The organism is Bradyrhizobium sp. P5_C11_2 (assembly GCF_054049755.1).
Map to the genome: position 1 here is coordinate 1 of NZ_JBFULT010000735.1, position 3,060 is coordinate 3,060.

General features: G+C 64.0%; 4 protein-coding genes. 1 reads left to right on the forward strand and 3 read right to left on the reverse strand.

Translation table 11 applies throughout. The annotated features are described in order from the left end of the window. On the reverse strand, positions 1-956 hold a 956-nt coding region (locus ACXJL8_RS37715), incomplete at its 3' end, for a hypothetical protein (RefSeq protein ID WP_456686679.1). Positions 957-1,210: 254 nt separating this feature from the next. Here ACXJL8_RS37715 and ACXJL8_RS37720 point away from each other — a divergent pair. Beyond that, positions 1,211-1,720: a hypothetical protein gene (locus ACXJL8_RS37720; protein WP_456620453.1), complete on the forward strand. Its 510-nt coding sequence runs from the start codon at positions 1,211-1,213 to the stop codon at positions 1,718-1,720. A gap of 110 nt (positions 1,721-1,830) precedes the next feature. Here ACXJL8_RS37720 and ACXJL8_RS37725 read toward each other — a convergent pair whose 3' ends face one another. Further along, complete coding sequence (locus ACXJL8_RS37725) at positions 1,831-2,034, reverse strand: YodC family protein (RefSeq protein WP_456620454.1); 204 nt, start codon at positions 2,032-2,034, stop codon at positions 1,831-1,833. A 337-nt stretch (positions 2,035-2,371) separates the two neighbouring features. After that, complete coding sequence (locus ACXJL8_RS37730) at positions 2,372-3,058, reverse strand: HAD family hydrolase (protein WP_456686680.1); 687 nt, start codon at positions 3,056-3,058, stop codon at positions 2,372-2,374. Positions 3,059-3,060: the final 2 nt, after the last annotated feature.

A 3,060-nucleotide genomic window follows, 5' to 3' on the forward strand; every position in this document is an offset into this window, starting at 1 on the left:
AAGCCGGTGGGACGGTATCGCACCCTGATGCGGTCCAGCTGCGCCATCGTCAGCGTCATGAACGCGTCGAGCCGACGGGCCTGAAGCTGCAACCTGTGCTCGCTGCTGTCCCGCGGCTTCATGGTCTCCAGCTTGCGATCGTTGGGGACATCGCTGCCCGATGCCGGAGCTTGCAGCGGGTTCGGTTGGCCGCGCAGCGCCTCGAAGCAATGATGCATCACCAGAACGTGGTGCTTGGCGCTCCACCAGTTGACGGCGACGACCTTCTGCAGGGGATCGATCGCCCCGCCCGGCAGCCTGGCACAGAGATCGACATAGGCCTTCAGTCCATTGGCCGTTGGGTCGTTACAGAGTTCTTCGCTGGGGCGCCCTGGATCGCCTCCGCTGTAGATCGCACCCTTGAACTGCGGCAGGTTGGCTTCGGCGTCGCAATCGAAATTGTACTTGGTGAGCAGCGTTGCCGTCAGGGGATCCTGGTCAAGGGTGTGCTCCGCTGCCGCATCGCGGCCCATGTCGCTGGGCCAATCGATGTAGATCTCCGCCTTGCGTGCGAAGATGGCGCCGTTCCGCCGCAACGATGTGCGTGCTTTCCAATAGTCGGAGAATGGTTCGAGCGTCTTCGCGTCGATGGGTATGAAGGCGGGACTTGCTTGCGCCTTCAGCGAACCGAACTGCTCGGGCAGCATGCTCTCTTGCAGCATCTGCACTTCGGCGAACGCGTTCGAAATTTCGATGAAGGTGTCGGTCGCCTTCTGCATGTCTGCTTTGGCTTGCTCTCCGACCTTTTGCTCGTAGGAATTCAGATACTGGAAGTATCCGCCCAGGAAGCCGGTCAGCAGGGTGACGGCCGTCAGTCCCTTGGTCACTGACAGGCGGCTATCCCAGGACTGGATTCTCTGCCACGCGCCGGCCGGGGGTTGTGTGCGCGCTGCTTCCTTTGGAAGGTCCTGCTCCATTGTCGCCTCCAACTCACTCCACGCCCCATGGAGCGAGGCTAGCGCAATCCCGGATTGCAGGTTGTGAGGTATTTCACTTCAAGTAAGGCAAGGGCGTTGTCAGATCACGCTCGTTTCACGCGTGATGATGAGACGGAGATTGCGTGCACGGTCACCGTGATAAGAGCGGACCCATTAAACTTTACCGGCGAGCGACGCTGGCACGCCCGGAGGTGGATAGGTAGGATCCGAGGGTTTTTCGGGGGGAGACCATAATGCGATTGTTGATTGCGATTTCGCTGCTGCTGATGCCCATCGCGCCGGCGCTTGCCGCTCCGCCGTCGAGCTGCGCCGGAAAGTTCGTCGGGGAGTGGCGGCATTCCGGCAGCGGCAACCGAGGCTCGGTGAAGGCCGACGGACGGGCGCTGTGCAGCGAGCATCCCGCCTGCGTGCAGGGCACCTGGACTTGCTCCGGCGACGTCCTGATTTACACCAACAGCCTGGGGACCTGGAACTACACGCTCGCGCCGGACGGCAGATCGATGTCGACCGGCACTGCCGTCGCGACCCGCATCGGCCCCGTCCCGGCGGTCGCCCGTTCGCGCGCGCCGGCGCCCGCCGCCGCAGCTCCCGCGTCCGAACCGGATGTTCCTCTCGTGAACCGCGCCGGCGCCACGGTGCGGGAATTCGTCAGGAAGAACGTCCTGCCGCCGGACTGCGAGTGGACGCCCGACAACCGCAACCATTGCAAGCCGCCGCCGAAGTGCTGTGGCGTTCGGGGTTAGCCCACGATGCGTCGGCATCGGCACTGGGCTCCCTCTCCCGCTTGCGGGGGAGGGCTGGGGGGTCTCCGCGTCGGGATTGTTGAGGATTGCGGAGGACGTCTCAGGCGGTCCTACTCCTCGTCTTCGTCGTCCTCGTCGTCGTCCTCGTCCACTTCCTCCAGGCGTTCGAGCACGGCGAGCGGCAGGGTCTCGCGAAACAGGTCGCCTTCCGCGCCCATCCAGAGGCAGTTCACGTCGTCGCCTTTTACGTTCGCGACGGTCAGCGGCTGGCCGCCGGATTTCAGCATGACGATATCGCCGGCTTTCAGTTCCATGGATGGTCCTTTCGGGTTGATTGACTTAAGAAGCTAGCAAGCCGGCATGACACGCCGATCGCAAGATGCGGGATCAGTGGATGTGCTGCGGCAGCGCGCATCCGCTGCCAGGCTGCTGAAGCGCCGACGACGGAGCTTCAAGCCGGAAGCGGGACCATGACGGAGGCCAAGGCGCCTGCGCGATGGGTTGCGCAGGGGCTTTTCCGTCCCATGCGCCGCGATGTTGGCATCATGCGCCTGTTTTGCCCGACGGGTCAAAGGATTTCGTGAAATCCGTAAGCCCTTGATTTTGCAGCAGCCGTCTACTGTGCATGGGGTTGTTTGTCGATATTTTGCGTCAGACTTGGTCCGGCACGAGTTCGGTCAGCGAACGAATGATGCGATCGGGCTTGACGGTCGAGCCTTCGGGCAGGCCGTCGCCATGCACGTCGATCCAGATCGAATAGATGCCGAGGCGCTGCGGCGTCACGACTTCCCATTCCAGATTGTCGCCGATCATCCAGGTGTCCTTGGCGGTGACGCCGAGCGCCTCCATCGCGTGCAGATAGGCGCGCTCCTCGGGCTTGCCGAAGCCGTGCTCGCCCTCAATTTGGATGTGGTGGAAGCGGTGCGCCAGCTCGAAGCGCTCGACCTTGGCGCGCTGCGTGTCGGCGGCGCCGTTGGTCACCAGCGCGAGCTTGATGCCGAGCGCCTTCAGCCTGTCGATGGCGTCGTGCGCGCCGGGGAAGACGAACATCTCCTCCTCGCGATAGGTGGTGAAGCGGTCGGCGAGGCGAATGGCGAGATCGTCGGGCAGGGCGCGGTGGCCGGCGGCCGCGAGCGCGGCGAAGCCGCCCTTGACCGTGAGGTGCCGGGCCTCGGCGAGCTTCATCCGCCACGCGGCTTCCGCATTGGCCCAGAAGTTTCGCGCGAAAGCCAGAACCGCGGTTGCGAGCTCTCGCGGCGGCAGCGGCGCAAGCTCTTCGGCAAATTCGTTCGCGATCGTGTTCCAGGCGATCTCGGGCCGGCCATAGGCCGACAGGATGG